Annotated in this window: 14 protein-coding genes; 11 read left to right on the forward strand and 3 right to left on the reverse strand. The window is 37.1% G+C overall.

Translation table 11 applies throughout. The features are described 5' to 3' along the window. Nucleotides 1-3: 3 nt before the first annotated feature. From IGJ50_RS12595 to IGJ50_RS12610, 4 genes are all read left to right on the forward strand, one after another. Nucleotides 4-1,305 (forward strand): pyrimidine-nucleoside phosphorylase, encoded by a 1,302-nt coding sequence (locus tag IGJ50_RS12595; protein WP_069638738.1) that lies wholly within the window; start codon nucleotides 4-6, stop codon nucleotides 1,303-1,305. A 319-nt stretch (nucleotides 1,306-1,624) separates the two neighbouring features. After that, nucleotides 1,625-3,223 (forward strand): daptomycin-sensing surface protein LiaX, encoded by a 1,599-nt coding sequence (gene liaX, locus IGJ50_RS12600; protein WP_207120734.1) that lies wholly within the window; start codon nucleotides 1,625-1,627, stop codon nucleotides 3,221-3,223. A 169-nt stretch (nucleotides 3,224-3,392) separates the two neighbouring features. Then, complete coding sequence (locus IGJ50_RS12605; RefSeq protein WP_069638736.1) at nucleotides 3,393-3,713, forward strand: PspC domain-containing protein; 321 nt, start codon at nucleotides 3,393-3,395, stop codon at nucleotides 3,711-3,713. Beyond that, a complete protein-coding gene (locus IGJ50_RS12610; protein WP_429950714.1) occupies nucleotides 3,713-4,072 on the forward strand; it encodes a phage holin family protein in 360 nt (119 codons plus the stop codon). The genes IGJ50_RS12605 and IGJ50_RS12610 overlap by 1 nt, the downstream gene beginning before the upstream one ends. A 36-nt stretch (nucleotides 4,073-4,108) precedes the next feature. Here IGJ50_RS12610 and IGJ50_RS12615 read toward each other — a convergent pair whose 3' ends face one another. Further along, nucleotides 4,109-5,083: a GIY-YIG nuclease family protein gene (locus IGJ50_RS12615; protein ID WP_207120735.1), complete on the reverse strand. Its 975-nt coding sequence runs from the start codon at nucleotides 5,081-5,083 to the stop codon at nucleotides 4,109-4,111. A 253-nt stretch (nucleotides 5,084-5,336) separates the two neighbouring features. Here IGJ50_RS12615 and hprK point away from each other — a divergent pair, with 253 nt between their 5' ends. From hprK to IGJ50_RS12645, 6 genes are all read left to right on the forward strand, one after another. Further along, complete coding sequence (hprK, locus tag IGJ50_RS12620) at nucleotides 5,337-6,275, forward strand: HPr(Ser) kinase/phosphatase (RefSeq protein ID WP_429950716.1); 939 nt, start codon at nucleotides 5,337-5,339, stop codon at nucleotides 6,273-6,275. 172 nt (nucleotides 6,276-6,447) lie between these two features. Beyond that, nucleotides 6,448-7,278, forward strand: coding sequence for a prolipoprotein diacylglyceryl transferase (gene lgt, locus IGJ50_RS12625; protein WP_069638732.1), 831 nt, complete (start codon nucleotides 6,448-6,450; stop codon nucleotides 7,276-7,278). Between the two features lie 409 nt (nucleotides 7,279-7,687). After that, nucleotides 7,688-8,704: an NAD(P)H-dependent glycerol-3-phosphate dehydrogenase gene (locus IGJ50_RS12630; RefSeq protein ID WP_429950718.1), complete on the forward strand. Its 1,017-nt coding sequence runs from the start codon at nucleotides 7,688-7,690 to the stop codon at nucleotides 8,702-8,704. Between the two features lie 20 nt (nucleotides 8,705-8,724). Beyond that, nucleotides 8,725-9,621: a UTP--glucose-1-phosphate uridylyltransferase GalU gene (galU, locus tag IGJ50_RS12635; RefSeq protein ID WP_069638730.1), complete on the forward strand. Its 897-nt coding sequence runs from the start codon at nucleotides 8,725-8,727 to the stop codon at nucleotides 9,619-9,621. A gap of 305 nt (nucleotides 9,622-9,926) precedes the next feature. Further along, entirely contained in the window at nucleotides 9,927-10,370 is a 444-nt protein-coding gene (locus IGJ50_RS12640; protein WP_429950720.1) for a DUF948 domain-containing protein, read from the forward strand. Nucleotides 10,371-10,393: 23 nt separating this feature from the next. Then, on the forward strand, nucleotides 10,394-10,984 hold the full coding sequence (locus IGJ50_RS12645) for a YtxH domain-containing protein (protein WP_207120737.1): 591 nt from the start codon (nucleotides 10,394-10,396) through the stop codon (nucleotides 10,982-10,984). A gap of 44 nt (nucleotides 10,985-11,028) precedes the next feature. Here the strand turns inward: IGJ50_RS12645 and IGJ50_RS12650 are convergent, their stop codons facing one another. Continuing rightward, a complete protein-coding gene (locus IGJ50_RS12650) occupies nucleotides 11,029-12,129 on the reverse strand; it encodes an aminopeptidase P family protein (protein WP_069638727.1) in 1,101 nt (366 codons plus the stop codon). Between the two features lie 212 nt (nucleotides 12,130-12,341). Here IGJ50_RS12650 and ccpA point away from each other — a divergent pair, with 212 nt between their 5' ends. Beyond that, entirely contained in the window at nucleotides 12,342-13,343 is a 1,002-nt protein-coding gene (gene ccpA, locus IGJ50_RS12655; protein WP_069638726.1) for a catabolite control protein A, read from the forward strand. A gap of 96 nt (nucleotides 13,344-13,439) precedes the next feature. Here ccpA and IGJ50_RS12660 read toward each other — a convergent pair whose 3' ends face one another. Continuing rightward, nucleotides 13,440-15,917, reverse strand: a complete 2,478-nt coding sequence (locus IGJ50_RS12660; RefSeq protein ID WP_429950722.1) for a transglycosylase domain-containing protein — start codon at nucleotides 15,915-15,917, stop codon at nucleotides 13,440-13,442. Nucleotides 15,918-15,961: the final 44 nt, after the last annotated feature.

A 15,961-nucleotide genomic window follows, 5' to 3' on the forward strand; every position in this document is an offset into this window, starting at 1 on the left:
ATGATGAGAATGGTTGATATTATTGAAAAAAAACGGAATGGTAATGAACTGAGTAAAGAAGAGATCGAGTTTTTTATCGCGGGTCTAACAAATGAAACAATCCCAGATTATCAAGTAAGTGCTTTTTTAATGGCTGTTTATTTCCAAGATATGTCAGATGAGGAAAGAGCAAATCTAACCTTAGCGATGGTCCATTCTGGTGATGTGATCGATTTATCGGCTATCGAAGGTATTAAAGTAGATAAACATTCAACAGGCGGTGTTGGGGATACAACAACATTAGTCTTAGCACCTCTTGTGGCCGCTCTTGATATTCCTTTTGCAAAAATGTCTGGTCGCGGTTTAGGTCACACAGGTGGTACAATCGACAAGCTAGAAGCCTTTGATGGGTTTCATGTAGAATTGACAGACGATCAATTTACTGAAATGGTCAACCGAGATAAAATTTCAGTAATCGGCCAATCAGGAAATCTAACTCCAGCAGATAAAAAACTTTACGCATTAAGAGACGTGACAGCAACGGTTAGTTCAATCCCATTGATTGCCAGTTCAATTATGAGTAAAAAAATTGCAGCGGGTGCAGATGCTATTGTTTTGGATGTTAAAACTGGTGCAGGTGCCTTTATGAAAACCGAAGAAGATGCAATCGAATTAGCATCAGCGATGGTTCGAATAGGTAACTTAGTTGGAAGAAATACAATGGCCATCATCTCTGATATGTCGCAACCGCTTGGTAATGCCATCGGAAACTCTTTAGAGGTAAAAGAAGCAATCGATACCTTGCATGGAAATGGGCCAGCCGATTTAACTGAATTAGTCTTGACTTTGGGGAGTCAAATGGTGGTCCTCGCTGGAAAAACAGATTCTCTAGAAGAAGCAAGGGAATTACTACAAGGTGTGATCAAAGATGGATCAGCTTTAGTGAAATTCAAACAGTTCATCAAAAACCAAGGAGGAGATCCTGACTGGATAGAGAATCCTACTTTATTACCGCAAGCCAGATTTGAAATAGAAGTTATCGCGGATTCAGACGGTTTTGTCACAGAAATTGTTGCTGATAATATTGGTGTCGCAGCAATGAAACTTGGGGCAGGACGTGAAACAAAAGAAGAGGATATCGACTTAGCAGTTGGGTTAATTTTAAGAAAAAAAGTCGGAGATCCAGTTAAAAAAGGTGACAGCTTAGTGACGATTTTTGCCAATCAAGAAGATGTTACAGCTGTACAAGAGATGATCAAAGACAATGTTCGCATTGGTTCAGATATACCTGAAAGTCAATTGATTTATCGTGAGATCCACAATTGACCTAAGGAGTTAAAAAAGTAAAAAGGGTATGTTTCATATATAAATAGCAGAGTGTGAGGCAAAACTAAAATACGTTTTGTTTCACACTCTCATTTTGGATCAGTGATGGGACAAAAGCGGCTGCTTTTTGATATAAAGATAGTGTTTCTTCTATTATAAGTACTTAAAATCAATGCTTAGTGAAAATAAATTAGTGCTTACCCTTGAGGACTACCGAAAATTCATTCTTAAGTCCTATGACAAATGATTAAAAAGAAGGCATAATAGGTACATAAGGAAAACACCCTCGGGTGAAAAATTTGCTAAGGAGGCAATTTCCATGAAAGAAAGAGAAAGAGTATTAGACTTAGTTAAAAAAGGTATCCTATCTTCAGAGGAAGCTTTAGTCTTATTAGAAAATATGGCGACAGAAAAAGATGAAAAACAAATCAAAAAAGCTGCCGACCAAGTAAATGTAACAAATCCAACTGTTGACACAAAAGAGAATGACAAAGTCGTAGATTTATTAAATAAGTTAGAGAACAAGGAAGAAGAAACAATCGAACCTGAGATTTCTGATGAAGAAATCAAAGCAAAAGAAGCTGAAGATCATGAGCGTTTAGAAAAAATTCTAGATGCGTTAGCAACGGAAGCGAACAGAGCTTCTGTAGAGCTAGATGAGATCAATGCTGAAATCGCTGGTGTTAAAGAAGAAATCAAAGAAGCACAAGAAAAATTAATGGAATTAAATACTAAAGAAGAATTAAGTGAATTAACACCTGAAGATTTAGATGAAAGAGCGTCATTGGAGGCTGAAATCAAAGCGTTAGAAGATTCTTTAGATGAAAGAATCCAAGAAAAAATTGCTCTAGAAGCTGAATTGAAAAATATTCGTAAAGAGCAATGGTCTGAAACGAAAGATCGTGTTGCTTCAAAATTTGATATTCCAGATGATTGGAAAGAGCAAGCGACAGACACGATCAATCAAGTCGGTGAAAAAATGAGTGAAGCAGGTTCTCAATTAGGATCATTCCTTAAAAAGACATTCAATTCATTTTCTGAGACAATGAATGATAACATGGAATGGAAAGATGTTAGTTTCAAAGTTCCTGGTGTTGCTACAACAAAATTTGAACATGAATTTAATTATCCAGCACCTTTAGCAAGCTTGATCGATGTCAAAGTAGCAAATGGAAACATTGTATTCAAGACGTGGGATCAACCAGATGTTAAAGTTGAAGGGAAAATCAAACTTTATGGTAAAATGGACGCTGAAACACCACTGGAAGCTTTCTTAGAAAGAAGCCAAATCGATGTGGATGACGAAGTGATTTCATTCCAAATTCCCAATAAACGTGTTCGTGCAGATCTAATCTTCTACTTACCAGAAAGAACATTTGACCATGTTTCAATCAAATTGTTGAACGGCAATGTGACAATTGAATCACTGAAAGCAAAAGATGTTTATACTAAATCAACGAATGGTTCAATCACATTCAACAAAATCGATGCAACGATGCTTGAAATTGAAGGAGTGAATGGAGATATCAAAGTCTTAGATGGTGAGATCCTAGACAATATCATTGAAACAGTAAATGGCACCGTAACGATTGCTGCAACACCACAAACAATAGGGGTTTCATTGATCAATGGTGATGTCCGCATTACAGCCAAAGAAAAGACTTTACGTAAAGTAGAAGCAAGTTCTGTAAATGGCAATGTGAAAATTGCATTACCAATAGAATTAGGTGTTGAAGGAACAGTCAAAACAAGTTTAGGCAGCATCAATAGTCGTTTAAGTGACTACGATGTGATTCGTGAAAAGAAAGAAAGAACCAATCAATTACTACAATTTAGACGATTGAATGACGACGATATGGCGCAAATCAACGCTTCTACAACAACAGGAAACATTTATTTAAAAGACACAGATAAATAAATGTGTAGAACTTGATTGCTTGAAAAGAGTCAATTCTTTAAAAATAGTCAAGAGGATGAACATTAAAAACGTTCATGCCTCGTGACTATCAATAACAAGAAAAATAATAAAAAAAGGATGATTCTTCATCCATTCTATTGTAAAATTTAAGAGATGAGAGGTGAAAAAAATGAGAAAACGATTGACAAAATCTCCCAATAATGTGGTATTTACCGGAACCCTAGCGGGAATTGCAGAATGGTTAGGCATCGATCCTACGATTGTCCGCGTGATGTACGTAGTGGCTAGCTTTATCTTTATCGGCAGTCCAATTGTTCTATACATTGTTTTAGCCGTATTGATTCCTTCTGGCAGAAATAGAGGGAATAACAACTATGGACATCAAAATCCGTACAACCGAAACACGCATAATCCAAACCCTTATGCAAATGGACAAAAACAAAGAAAACAAGCTGAAAAAGTAAATGACGATGACTGGAGTGACTTCTAATGACGTACTTTCAACGTTTGATTGTTAATACGTTGACATTTGTCTCACTTTCAGTGATTTTTCCAAATATGATTTATGTAAGAAGTATCTGGATGGCGATCATTGCAGCATTTGTTCTTTCTATACTGAATATGTTAGTAAAACCTGTGTTGACGATTTTATCACTTCCATTTACTTTGCTTACATTTGGCTTATTTAGCTTTATTGTAAATGCTGCGATTTTAAAGATGACCTCTGCTTTCGTTGGGGAACTAAATTTTGGTTTTTCCAGCTTCGGGGCGGCAATTCTAATGGCAGTGATCATGTCGTTGGTCAATGCAATCGTCAGTGAGCGTAATTTAGATAAATATAATGAATAAGGATCAAACCCCAACGTGCTCGCTTGGGTTTGATCCTTATTTTTCTGCGTACGGTACAGTCAAATCAATCAGTAAAGCTTCTTTATGATGATTGATATAACTGTAGAGGATATTGATAAAATCGACTTGTTCTTTTGAAAATTGCTGGATGTTTTTCGGTTCCTTCTTAGGCAGCATTTTATTTGCTAATTCATCAAATGTGTATTTCGCGACAGTTTGTTTCGTAAACGTTCGGCTATTGATAACAAGACCTTGATAAATTAGATAAAACTTCATTTTTGAGTGGGTAGTCATTTGTAATAATTGCCAACTGGCTTGATTAGCGAGGACTAGTTTTTTGTTTTGCGCAAAAAAGCGAGTGAGAAGTTGCCAGTCTTCTCGTAATTTTAAGGCTTTTTCAAATGAATGATTTTCTGCGGCTAAAATCATTTTTGCTTCTAACCGTTTTTGCGGTAATTGATTATCAAAGGTAAAGGCACCTAGTAACTCTGTTTTAATCGTTGTATGTGTTAAAGGGAATGTATGATGTTTAGCAAAGGATTGATGCCAGTAATCACTTGGATTTAATTCGTATAAGCTTTCCAATATTTGCTTTAATTCCACAAGCTTTCTATTTGTTGAAAAAGGACCAAAACAGTTTTTTTGCGTGGGGACAGAAAGAATATTGATTGAGATTTCGTCGTTGTCAGTATTGATCTGAATGTAGTTGTATTTTTCAAAAGAATTCATTTGTCGATTATAAATGGGACGGAACTGTTGGATCAGGCGACATTCTAAAAGTAAGGCATCGAGCTCAGTCTCTACCTCAATCACGTCAAATTCAGCTAGCTGTTGGATTAGTCGCAACGTTTTGCTAGAATGCTGCTTATTTTTGACAAAGTAACTGAGGACTCGTTCCCGTAGCTTTTTAGCTTTACCAACATAAATAACATCTCCATGCCGATCTTTCATTAAGTAGACACCAGGATTCAGTGATAAATTTTTAGCTTGTTCTTTCAAAGGATTTTCCATAAAGACACATCCAGTAAGTTGTTTTTTGACTATTCATAGTGATACAACTAAGTATACAAAGTAATTAATGATAGTCAATCAAGAGCGTTTAACACATTTTATTGGATCTGAATAGGGTGAAAAATAAGGACAAGGGCCCCCATATAACGGACACCAGCAACAAAACAAGGACAATCTCCCTAATAGCTAGAAACTTCCTACCTGAAATGATAAAATGGTACGAGTAGGGAACAGGAAGGAATGAATTAAGAATATGGAAGAAGTTGTAAAAATACATCAACTGGTAAAAAAGCTTTCTTTAGAAGTCGTGTATGGCGATGAAGAAAGTCTAAATAGAGAAATTACGACAGGGGATATTTCACGACCTGGATTGGAATTAACTGGCTATTTTAATTACTATCCTCATAATCGTTTACAATTGTTTGGCAGTAAAGAGATTACTTTTTCTGAACGGATGATACCAGAAGAACGTTTGATGGTCATGCGCCGTTTATGTGAAAAGGATACCCCAGCTTTTATTATTTCTAGAGGATTGGAAGCGCCTGAAGAAATGGTGCAGGCCGCTAAAGAAAAAGGGCTAGCTGTGTTGCGCTCCCCTATTTCAACCTCGAGATTACTAGGAGAGTTATCAAGTTATCTGGATAGTCGTTTAGCCGCAAGAACCAGCGTTCATGGTGTTTTAGTCGATGTTTATGGTTTAGGTGTCCTGATCCAAGGGGACAGTGGAATTGGGAAAAGTGAAACTGCTTTAGAATTGATTAAACGTGGGCATCGATTGATTGCAGATGACCGAGTAGATGTTTATCAGCAAGATGAATTGACTGTTGTTGGTGAGCCACCGAAGATTTTGCAACATTTGATCGAAATTCGTGGGATTGGAATCATTGATGTCATGAACTTATTCGGTGCAAGTGCAGTTCGAGGGTTCATGCAGGTTCAACTTGTTGTTTATTTAGAAGCTTGGGAAAAAGATAAGAAATATGACCGCTTAGGTTCTGATGATGCAATGGTAGAAATTGCCTGTGTTGATGTGCCACAAATTCGCATTCCTGTGAAAACTGGTCGGAATGTAGCAATCATTATTGAAGTTGCTGCTATGAATTTCCGTGCAAAAACGATGGGCTATGATGCGACTAAGTCATTTGAAGAACGTTTAACAAGATTGATTGAAGAAAATTCTGGTGTAGAATAGTATAACTAAAACGAAGTGGACCGTTTTTACGGATGTTTTATCTAGCTTCATGAAGCAACATCTTGGAAAAAAGATAAACTCTAAATATGACAAAGAGCGTCATTTTTAGATTTTCCTATTTTCTGTCAGAGTTAAATGAGTCCGCTTCGCTTTTAAATTAGGAGGAAGCCAAATGTTAGGACAAGTAAATCCAGTAGCATTTAATCTTTTTGGGATATCTGTGTACTGGTATGCAATTATTATTGTTTCAGGAATCGTACTAGCGGTTTGGCTGAGCAGTCGTGAAGCAGTTCGTGTGGGATTAAAAGAAGATGATGTGATTGATTTTATGTTGTGGGGACTGCCAAGTGCCATTATTGGCGCACGTTTGTATTATGTAATTTTTCAATGGCAGGATTATGTAGATAACCCTATTGAAATTATTTTGACTAGAAATGGTGGTCTAGCAATTTATGGCGGCTTGATCGGTGGCGGTCTTGCATTATTTTTCTTTACAAGACATCGATTTATTTCAACGTGGACCTTTTTAGATATCGCTGCGCCTAGCGTGATTTTGGCGCAAGGGATCGGACGTTGGGGTAATTTTATGAACCACGAAGCATATGGTCCAGCAACCACTCGAGCATTTTTAGAAGGCTTGCATTTGCCCAAGTTTATTATTGATAATATGAATATTGATGGAACTTATCATCAGCCGACTTTTTTATATGAATCAATTTGGAATGTGCTAGGTTTTATTGTATTGGTCATTTTGAGGAAAAAGAAAGATTTCTTAAAAGAAGGAGAAGTTGTTTTAGGTTACGTTATTTGGTATTCTTTTGGTCGATTCTTTATTGAAGGAATGCGGACGGATAGTCTTTATGCCTTTGGTAGCATTCGCGTCTCTCAAGTGTTTTCTTTAATATTATTTTTTGGGGCGATCGTAGTGTTGATTATACGTCGGAAAAAAGGCGCGGTCCCATTTTATAATCGTGAAAAAGGAACTGTAAAAAAGGCTGTTTAGAACTGCCTATTCTGACCCACCTATGTTAAAATGTTAGATGGGTATGGAAATTATAAAATGAGTAATTTGGTTTTATTTATTTAAAAGAACTAGCAACGGGAAAACATAAAGTATTCCTGTTAAAGACTATTTGAGTTATTTGATTCATTCAGTTTTACCGAATCAGTATTTTGGAGAATAGACAATCTGCTTATAGAATAAAAAAATATTCTTAAATCAGCTGCCTATTTTTCTGTCAGAGCTAAACGATTCGTTCAGCTTTTCAATGATCTAGCATCACTGAATCAGCTCTTCGGAAAAAAGATAAAAACTAAATGAGTCAAAGAGCGACTCAGTTAGTTATTCCTATTTTTCTGTCAGAGCTAAACGATTCGTTCAGCTTTTCTATTTTGAAAGGAGTTTTTCACCAATGAAACAAAAAGTTGCTGTTTTAGGTCCCGGTTCTTGGGGAACTGCATTGGCTCAGGTTTTAGCAGAAAATGGTCATGAGGTTCGCATTTGGGGACATAATAAGGCACAAATTGATGAAATCAATACTCAGCATACGAATCATCATTATCTTCCTGATTTGGTCATTCCAGAATCAATTCAAGGGAAGGTATCGCTCGAAGAATGTATCGAAGAGGCAGATGCTGTCTTATTTGTTGTACCCACCAAAGCAATTCGAACGGTGGCACAAGAGTTCACAGAGAAATGTAAAAATCAGCCGTTGATTATTCATGCGAGTAAGGGCTTGGAACAAGGCAGTCATAAACGAATATCTGAAGTTTTGATGGAAGAGATTCCTACAGAAAAAAGAAGAGGCGTAGTTGTTTTATCTGGACCGAGTCATGCTGAGGAAGTGGCTGTTCATGATATTACAACGATTACAGCGGCAAGTGAGAAAATAGCAGCGGCCAAATATGTTCAATCATTATTTATGAATGATTATTTTAGAATTTATACGAATGATGATGTGATCGGTGTTGAAACCGGCGCGGCTTTGAAAAATATCATCGCTTTAGGGGCTGGGGCAATTCATGGCTTAGGTTTTGGAGACGATGCAAAAGCTGCAATCATGACACGTGGTTTAGCTGAAATCAGCCGTTTAGGGGTAGCAATGGGCGCAAATCCTCTGACTTTCATCGGGTTAAGTGGAGTTGGTGATTTGATCGTTACGTGTACAAGTGTTCATTCACGGAATTGGCGAGCTGGTAATCTACTTGGAAAAGGTCATAGCTTAGATGAAGTCCTTGAGAATATGGGCATGATCGTTGAAGGCGTTTCAACAACGAAAGCAGCCTATGAGTTATCTCAACAGTTGAATGTGGATATGCCGATCACAGCAGCAATTTATAAGGTATTGTATGAGGGCAAAGATGTAAAACTAGCAGCGAAAGAAATCATGTTGCGTGATGGTAAAACGGAAAATGAATTTTCTATATAATTTTTAGGAGGCCTATTGGCATGAAAGTAAAAAAAGCGGTTATTCCAGCGGCTGGTCTGGGAACAAGATTTTTACCAGCGACAAAAGCGATGGCAAAGGAAATGTTGCCGATCGTAGATAAACCAACGATTCAATTTATTGTTGAAGAAGCACTGGCTTCTGGAATCGAAGATATTTTGATTGTTACAGGGAAAGCAAAACGTCCGATCGAAGATCATTTCGATGCAAATTTTGAATTGGAAAGCAATCTTCGAGAGAAAAATAAAACTGATTTATTAAAATTGGTCGAAGAAACGACAGATGTCAATCTTCATTTTATTCGTCAATCACATCCTAAAGGCTTGGGTCATGCTGTGCTACAAGCGAAAGCCTTTGTAGGCAATGAACCGTTTGTCGTAATGCTAGGTGATGATATTATGGAAGATAAGATTCCGTTGTCTAAACAACTGATGAATGATTATGATGAAACACATGCCTCAACGATTGCAGTAATGAAAGTACCACATGAAGAAACATCGAAATATGGCATCATTAATCCAGAGGCTGAGGTTTCTAAAGGATTGTTCAATGTGAATAGTTTTGTAGAAAAGCCAACACCTGAGGAAGCCCCAAGTGATCTAGCGATTATTGGTCGTTATTTATTGACACCTGAAATTTTCCATGTATTAGAATCACAAGAGCCAGGTGCAGGTGGTGAGATTCAATTAACGGATGCTATTGATACCTTGAACAAAACACAACGTGTATTTGCTAGAGAATTTACTGGTAAACGTTATGATGTTGGGGATAAATTTGGTTTTATGAAAACTAGTATTGAATATGGATTAGTCCACCCAGAAGTTAAAGACAATTTACGTGATTACATTATTGAATTAGGGGCACAACTTGCTAAAAAAGACACACATGAAAAGAAATAGAAATGAACTGTAGTATTATTTTTCTTTTAGAGATGAGGTTGGAACAGGAGTGTTTATTTCCGAAGAGATTGCTTCTACTCCCACCGTTTATATGGATTCCATGTGATTGGGATATGACTCAAAGAGTTATGTTCCAATCACGTATTTTTTTACCCAAAAAATCATCAAGTTTATTGCTATATTTGGTGGAGAGTTATGCGATGAATTGTTATAATTAGGGGAACAAATTTAATTGAATAATTTGTGAAAAAGACCAGTTGGTGTTATTCTAAGAACATGAAATAATTGATGAAAGGAGCAAGGATATGACAGGTGGAGAGGTTGCAGCGATTATCGCTGCAGTAGCGTTTGCTGTATTAGTAGTATTTATTGTTTTAGTCTTGATGAAAATCGGGAAAACGGTAGAACGAGTGACGACTACAGTTGATGAAGCAAATAAAACAATCGAGGTTGTTACAAAAGATGTAGATATCTTATCTAGACAAGTAGAAGGACTTTTAGTAAAAAGTAATGTGTTGCTAGATGATGTGAATAAAAAAGTAGCGACGATCGATCCATTATTTGAAGCAGTAGCTGAGTTAAGTGAGAGTGTTTCCGAACTGAATTATTCAAGTAAAAATCTACTTGGAAAAGTTGGAGCAGTTGGTAAGACAACAGCAAAAGCTGGTGTGGTTAGTAAAGTCGGTGGCGCAGCATTTAGAGCATTTCGTCCCAAAAAATCATCAAAAGTTAGTGAAACAATAAAATAATAACAGATAATGGAGGAATTAACATGGCGAAAAAAGGCGGATTTTTCTTAGGAGCAATTATTGGTGGAACAGCAGCAGCTGTAGCAGCTCTTTTATTAGCACCTAAATCAGGGAAAGAATTACGTGAAGATTTAGCAAACCAAGCTGATGACTTTAAGGACAAAGCAACAGATTATACGGACTACGCGGTGCAAAAAGGTTCTGAGTTATCATCGATTGCAAAAGACAAAGCAAGTGTATTAGGTGAACAAGCTGGGGATTTGGCAGGTAATGTGAAAGACAAGACGAAAGATTCTTTAGATAAAGCACAAGGCGTCTCAGATACAGTGCTAGAATCATTCAAAAAACAAACAGGTGATTTATCGGATCGTTTCAAGAAAACAGCTAAAGATGTTAATGATCAAGTGGATGAATTAGGTGATATTGCTGAAGAGGCATCAGACGATATTTTTATTGATGTGAAACACTCTGCTAAAAAAGCCAAAGAAACTGTTTCTGAAGGTGTAGCTGAAGCAAAAGTAGCAACGAAAGATGTACCAGAAAAAGCAGAAGAAGCAAAGGCAGAGACTAAAAATGCTGCTAAAGAAGCAGTAGACGAGCTTAAAGGCAAATAAAAAAGAGGGCTTGCATTCTAAACAGAGTGCAAGCTTTCTTTTTATCAGTTAAGAATGATTAGTTCTTTTGGTGTTTTCGTGAAAGCTTCGCATCCAGTTTTAGTTACGTGCAAGCAATCTTCAATGCGGACACCAACTTTTTCAGGAATATAGATACCTGGTTCGATTGAAAAACACATACCTTCTTCAATGATCAAATCGTTGCCAGTAACTAGTGAAGGATATTCATGAACAGTTGTCCCAATACCATGTCCTAATCGATGATTGAAATAATCTCCATAACCATAACTACTGATGACACCACGCGCCACTTCATCCAATTCTCCTGCAGTAACACCAGGTTTGACTGCATCCATAGCTTTCAATTGCGCTTCTAACACAATTGCATAAATTTCTTTTTGAAAATCTGTAGGTTCTTTATAAGCAACTGTTCGAGTAACGTCACTACAATAGCCATTGTATACAACACCTAAATCAAATAAAACGAGATCTTGTTTCGTAACTGCTGTATTTCCTGGATTGCCATGAGGGCTGGCCGCATTTTTACCAGCAAGAACTAATGTATCAAAACTCATCGAACGAATCCCCTGACGTTTTAATTGATATTCGATTTCAGCTAATATTTCTTGTTCTTTAGCGCCCTCTTTGATCGCTTTAAACCCAATTTCCAAGGCAACATCCGCCCAATTACCAGCTTCCATCAGTTTAGCAACTTCGTCTGATGTTTTGAGTAGTTGCAGTTTTTCGATGACAGGTGTGACACTTACTGTAAAATCACTAGTAGGAAAATAATGAGTCAAAATATCAAAACGAGCAACAGTCAACGCTTCTTTTTCAGTCGCAATTTTTGTTGGGGTTTCATTATTTTTAATGAGTTGAGCAATTTTTTCCCACGGATTTTCGCTATCAAGATAACCATGAACAGGGTAGCTCCATGAACTTTTTTCAGCATCTTCAACTTCCAAAGCTGGTGTAAATAAAAAAGGGTCATGATTTAATGAGATAAATAAAGCTAAAACCCGTTCGTGTGGATCACTTTTATAGCCAGAAAAATAAGCAATATGTCCAGGATCACTAATATAAGTGAGGTCGATATTCTCGCTGGCCATCCATTTTTTTAGATCATTGATTTTTTCGTGATTCATAAATATCCTTCTTTCTTTTGAACGATTCGTTGTAAAACTTATCTTTATCATACCACGAAAAGGCCTAAAGCGCTTTTTGAAATATGTAGTAAATTTTCATGAAAATGGGATAAAACGGTTGCAAAAATAAAAAAACTCTGCTATTCTTAGTGAGAAATGTAAACAGCGTTTTCAGAAAATGAAAAAAACTATAAATATTTAGGAGAATTAACATGGAAAAACAAACAATTACGATTTATGATGTTGCTCGTGAAGCAAATGTATCCATGGCGACAGTCTCTCGTGTAGTGAATGGCAATCCAAACGTAAAGCCTGCTACTCGGAAAAAAGTGTTAGAAGTAATTGATCGCTTAGATTATCGCCCCAATGCTGTAGCGCGTGGCTTAGCAAGTAAAAAAACGACAACTGTGGGTGTGATCATCCCCGATGTCAGCAATATCTTTTTTGCCTCTTTAGCTCGAGGAATCGATGATGTCGCTACAATGTATAAATACAATATTATTCTAGCAAATTCTGACAGCAACGATCAAAAAGAAGTGAATGTATTAAATAATCTTTTAGCTAAACAAGTTGATGGGATCATTTTTATGGGACATCATATCACCGATGAAATTCGTGGTGAATTTTCTCGTTCTAAAACACCTGTTGTTTTAGCTGGTTCGATCGATCCTGACCAACAAGTTGGCAGTGTGAATATTGATTATACTGAAGCTACGAAAGATGCGACCAATATATTAGCTAAAAATGGCAATAAAAAAATCGCTTTTGTCAGTGGTGCGCTGATCGATCCAATCAATGGCCAAAATCGTATCAAAGGATACAAAGCAGCTTTAGCTGATAATGGTTTATCTTATAATGAAGGCTTGATTTTTGAGTCTGAGTATAAGTTTAAGGCGGGTATCTCATTAGCAGAACGTATCCGTAATAGTGGCGCAACAGCAGCCTATGTAACGGATGATGAACTAGCAATTGGTTTATTGGATGGCATGATCGATGCTGGTGTGAAAGTGCCGGAAGAATTTGAAATTATTACAAGTAATAATTCGTTATTAACAGAAGTTGCTCGTCCACGTCTTTCAAGCGTGACTCAACCATTATATGATATTGGTGCGGTTTCAATGCGTTTATTGACAAAATTAATGAATAAAGAGGAAATTGAAGACAAGACAGTAATCTTACCATATGGTTTGGATCAAAAAGGATCAACAAAATAAGAAATAATAGGAACCTCACGCAAATTGTTTTGCGTGAGGTTCCTTTACTACTCCATAAAAAAACAGACAACTTGAAATTAGTTGTCTGTTTTTTTATTAGTTACTACTTCCACTAGAGCTGGGCGTAGTATTTTCTTTTTTCTCATCCTCTTTTTTGGTCTCTTCTTTTTTCTCAGAAGAAGAGGGTGTTGTTGAACCTGAGTTATTATTTGAAGAGGATGGGCTTGATGTTGCATAACGGCCCCAATAGGCGCTATAATTTGCATCTGACCCGCCAAAGCCAAATTTATATTTACTTTTAGGTGCGCCATCTTTTGCATACAATGACACAACATTTGGTCCCGGTGCAGTATAAGTACCGCCATTATAAGTAAATGTTCCAGGTTTTTCTCCTGTGAAATTAGAAACAGTTGATTTGATCACATCATTTGAAAGTGTGAATTTTTCCCCATTACCAAATAAATCTGGTCTGACAGAATAGACTGCATTCGCCAAGTTAGCAAGATAGGTACTATTTTGATCTCCGCTATTAGGACTCATAGCGGTTGGATTATCGTAGCCTGTCCATGAGCCTAGCGTGATTGTTGGTGTAGAAACCACTAACCAAGCATCTACATAAGAATCTGTGGTCCCGGTTTTACCGATCCAGTCAAGGCTTCCTAAAGCAGGATTTAAGCCGCTGACTAAATTTTTGAAAGGTGTTGTTATTTTTGAATCTAAAACAGAACGCATCATATCGTTCATGATAGAAGCTGTTGCTTGTGAATATACTTGGACAGGTGCCTCTTTGTGTTCATAAATCACGTTCCCATTCGTGTCCGTGATTTTGTCGATCATATAGCCTTGTTGATATTGTCCTTTATTAGCTAGAGCTTGAAAGCCATTTGTTTGTGTTAAAACCGTTGCTTCTACAGAACCCAAAGGCGCTGATTCATAAGCCCAAGCCTCACTAGCAGGATAGTTCATTTTACTTAAATAATTATTATAAGAGAAATTATCGTCACCCATTTGTTTTTTCATCGCTTCATTTAGATGGTATACAGGAATATTATATGACCACTCTAATGAATGGCGAACGGTATCAAAGGTATTGGTACCAGAATTTGTTGCATTCGTCAATTCACCACCAAGATTATAAGTAGTAGGATAGTTCGCTAGGCGACTTTCTGAACCAATCATACCTTGATCGATCGCAGGTCCATAAACAGAGATAGGTTTGATCGTAGAACCAACTTGACGAACTGTATCTAGGGCATGATTACTTTGACTGACATTATAATCACGACCGGCAACAAAACCAATTATGCGACCTGTTTTATTATCCATTAAGACATTACCCGTTTCGACAAGACCCGCACCATAACCATCGTCTAGCATATAGCCAAAATTTGCGACTGCATTTTGCATCGTGTCATAAACTTGTTGGTCAATCGTTGATTGAATGGTATAGCCACGGCTTTGAATTTCTTTTCTTGCTTGATCTTCATACTGATCAAGCGCTAAAGCATCTAGTGTATCTTTTTTGACTCCAGCTTTTTCTATATTGATATCCATTACAACTTTTACAGCCTGATTCAAGACAGCGTGGTATAGATAATCTTCGGTATCTTGATTGGCCGCTTGTTGGGGTTGGAAATCTTGTTTTAAGTCATAGCTTTTCGCTGCTTCATACTCTTCTTTGGTAATTGCTTTTTCTCGATACATACTGAACAAGACAAAATCTTTTCGCTTCATCCCATAAGCTAGGTTTTCATCATCCTTCAACGCACCTGTGTTGCTATAAGGTGTGTAAATGATAGGACTTTGGGGGAGTCCTGCAATGAAGGCGGCTTGAGGAAGAGTTAAGTCATTTGCATTTTTACCAAAAAGTCCTTTTGCTGCTTCTTCAACGCCTGCGATATTTTCACCTTTATTATTCCGACCAAAGGGAGAAACATTTAAATAAGTCGTAACAATCTCATCTTTTGAAAAATATTTTTCGATACGATAAGCGAGAAGTATTTCATTAGCTTTCCGTTTAAACGTCGTTTCATCTGTTAAGATTTGTTGTTTGACTAATTGTTGTGTCAGCGTTGAGCCACCGGATGAACCGCCCATACCCGTTGCATCTGAAACTAAAGCACGAATCACGGCTTTTGGAACAACGCCTTTATGTTCTTCAAAGTATTCGTCCTCAGTAGAAATAATCGCTTTTTTGAGTAGTGGAGAGATATGTTCTCCATCAACTCGTGTTCTGACAAGGTCAGATTTGATGGTAGCGATAGTTGTACCATCAGCATAGGTCATATGAGAAACTTCAGTAATATCACTGATTTCAGTTTGAAGTTCCTCTTTTGTCGGTGGCTGAGTATCTTCGACTAGAAAAGCAAAATACCCCATACCGATTCCCATGCCTAAAGCACCGCCTAAAAGTAGCATAACGACTGCAAAGACAAATAACGACTGCAGCACACGAATCACTACATTTATAATCAAAAAAATCTTTTTCTTTTCTGGTCCTTTATTAGAATGTTGTTCCGTCTTACGGGAATTATCCTGATTTTCCAAAAGCTTCACCTCAATAAAATGATACATTCCGTGATATTATAGCAAAAAAAAACTATAATGAACAGTTGTTC

Source organism: Enterococcus sp. AZ101, assembly GCF_050499005.1.
Lineage (GTDB): Bacteria > Bacillota > Bacilli > Lactobacillales > Enterococcaceae > Enterococcus_L > Enterococcus_L ureilyticus.

What these genes read in the sequence shown, in the direction of transcription:
- IGJ50_RS12595 (WP_069638738.1), top strand. Translation starts at nt 4, where the DNA reads ATGAGAATGGTTGATATTATTGAAAAAAAACGGAATGGTAATGAACTG.
- liaX (WP_207120734.1), top strand. Translation starts at nt 1,625, where the DNA reads ATGAAAGAAAGAGAAAGAGTATTAGACTTAGTTAAAAAAGGTATCCTA.
- IGJ50_RS12605 (WP_069638736.1), top strand. Translation starts at nt 3,393, where the DNA reads ATGAGAAAACGATTGACAAAATCTCCCAATAATGTGGTATTTACCGGA.
- IGJ50_RS12610 (WP_429950714.1), top strand. Translation starts at nt 3,713, where the DNA reads ATGACGTACTTTCAACGTTTGATTGTTAATACGTTGACATTTGTCTCA.
- IGJ50_RS12615 (WP_207120735.1), bottom strand. Translation starts at nt 5,083, where the DNA reads ATGGAAAATCCTTTGAAAGAACAAGCTAAAAATTTATCACTGAATCCT.
- hprK (WP_429950716.1), top strand. Translation starts at nt 5,337, where the DNA reads ATGGAAGAAGTTGTAAAAATACATCAACTGGTAAAAAAGCTTTCTTTA.
- lgt (WP_069638732.1), top strand. Translation starts at nt 6,448, where the DNA reads ATGTTAGGACAAGTAAATCCAGTAGCATTTAATCTTTTTGGGATATCT.
- IGJ50_RS12630 (WP_429950718.1), top strand. Translation starts at nt 7,688, where the DNA reads ATGAAACAAAAAGTTGCTGTTTTAGGTCCCGGTTCTTGGGGAACTGCA.
- galU (WP_069638730.1), top strand. Translation starts at nt 8,725, where the DNA reads ATGAAAGTAAAAAAAGCGGTTATTCCAGCGGCTGGTCTGGGAACAAGA.
- IGJ50_RS12640 (WP_429950720.1), top strand. Translation starts at nt 9,927, where the DNA reads ATGACAGGTGGAGAGGTTGCAGCGATTATCGCTGCAGTAGCGTTTGCT.
- IGJ50_RS12645 (WP_207120737.1), top strand. Translation starts at nt 10,394, where the DNA reads ATGGCGAAAAAAGGCGGATTTTTCTTAGGAGCAATTATTGGTGGAACA.
- IGJ50_RS12650 (WP_069638727.1), bottom strand. Translation starts at nt 12,129, where the DNA reads ATGAATCACGAAAAAATCAATGATCTAAAAAAATGGATGGCCAGCGAG.
- ccpA (WP_069638726.1), top strand. Translation starts at nt 12,342, where the DNA reads ATGGAAAAACAAACAATTACGATTTATGATGTTGCTCGTGAAGCAAAT.
- IGJ50_RS12660 (WP_429950722.1), bottom strand. Translation starts at nt 15,917, where the DNA reads ATGTATCATTTTATTGAGGTGAAGCTTTTGGAAAATCAGGATAATTCC.